Below are 1,567 nucleotides of genomic sequence, written 5' to 3'. Positions count from 1 at the left end.
CACTGAGGAGGGCGAAGACGATCTCCAGGACGATGAGGAGCACGACGGTGAGCTCGAGGGTGTGGCTCCGGTCGGTGTCCACCTCGCCCTTGAGCAGCCCGTACGTCTGCGCGAGCAGCTGCTGCTTGCGCGTCACCGAGGCCTGCCAGGCGGGGATGCGCATGCGCTTGACGGCGGCCTCGTACACCTTGGCCAGGTAGAAATCGCCAATGATTTTGAGGCTGTTCTCCACGCGCTCGATGAACTCGTTGAGGTCCACCAGGGTGGCGAGCGTCTCGCGGGCCAGGGCGCGGTAGGGGCTGCGGAAGAGGGCCCGGAAGCCGTGGCGCCGGGACTGCACCTGGTCATGGATGCGGGCGATGTGGGCGTCCAGCTGCTCGTCGTAGTAGCGGAACTCCAGCAGCTGGGCGTTGGCCACCTCCAGCAGATCCGGAATGTCGCTGGAGCCGGAGGGCTCGTAGACGAAGGCGCTGTTCCAGTCCACGACGACCAGGTCCTCCACGGTGTAGCTGAAGCGGGACTGGGTGACGGCCTCGCGCTCGCGCTGGGAGAGCGGTTTGGTGTCCACCTCGCCCAGCAGCACCCGGGCGAGGTCCGCGCGGGCCATTACCTCCTCGGCGGAGGGGTTGCCCTGAATCCGCTCGACGAAGAGGACGGTGTAGCTCTCGTTCTGGTCCCACAGGTGCGGCCCCTGGATGGCCGGGGCGATCATCTTGCGCACCGACTCGATGAGCTCCAGGGCGAGCTCCTCCAGGGCCACACTGTCGTACAGCTCATCGGCGAGCGCGGTGAGCGTCTCGTAGGAGGTGCCCGAGGGGACGGGGACGCGCAGGATGATGGAGGCGGCGCCGTGGTCGAAGAGGCGCGCCGTCACGTCCACGGTGACGGGCCCGTGGCGCAGGGCGAAGGGGCGCCGCCCCAGCTCGAAGGCCAGGGGCGGGTTGGGCAGCTGGAGGTACTGGCTGTTCTCCCGGCCGAGCTTGAGGCGGCGGGTGTCCGAGGTGAGGACGCGGCGGGCCTGCTCGAGGTTGATCTCCTCGGCGATATCAAAGGTGCGATAGCAGAGGACGTGAGCCTTCTCGAAGACGAGTGGAGCCGCGGCCGTCATAAGAGGCCGCAGCTTAGCGACTCACTCGGCCCACAGGAGGCGCAACGACAGCGCCAGCGCGCCGAAAGGTTCGGCACGAACGGTCTCCGTGCCCGAGTGCAGGGCACGCAACGAGTAGCGACGGCCGTCGAGTTCGAGCTCCTCCAGGGTGCGCACCTCCGGGTCCACCAGCCACACATGGCGGATGCCCTCGCGGGCGTAGAGGGGCAGGAGCTGGGCGCGCTCCTCGGGGTGGGAGAGCACCTCGCACACCCAGTCGGGGGCGAGCGCGATGCCGGAGGCGCCCCGGGGCAGGCGGGGCATGTGCTCGCGCCGCCAGCCCATCAGGTCCGGGGCGAGGACGCTCTGGCCGAGGTGGATTTCCAACCCGGAGAGCAGGAGCCAGGAGCCGGGGATGCCACGGCCGGCGCCGTAGGTGGAGATGAGCTCCGCGCCGAGCTGGGAGGTGGCATAGGCGTG

2 protein-coding genes are annotated in these 1,567 nt (G+C 69.1%); both read right to left on the bottom strand.

The window, feature by feature from the left end:
* Window positions 1-1,108: hypothetical protein (locus VF697_RS30125; protein WP_331100291.1), on the bottom strand; the 1,108-nt coding region annotated here is incomplete at its 3' end.
* 21 nt (window positions 1,109-1,129) lie between these two features.
* Window positions 1,130-1,567 (bottom strand): Uma2 family endonuclease (locus VF697_RS30120; protein ID WP_331100289.1); only part of this gene is annotated, 438 nt, incomplete at its 5' end.

This window comes from Archangium sp. (assembly GCF_036388035.1).
Lineage (GTDB): Bacteria > Myxococcota > Myxococcia > Myxococcales > Myxococcaceae > Archangium.
This window is presented reverse-complemented; position numbering and strand designations above follow the sequence as displayed.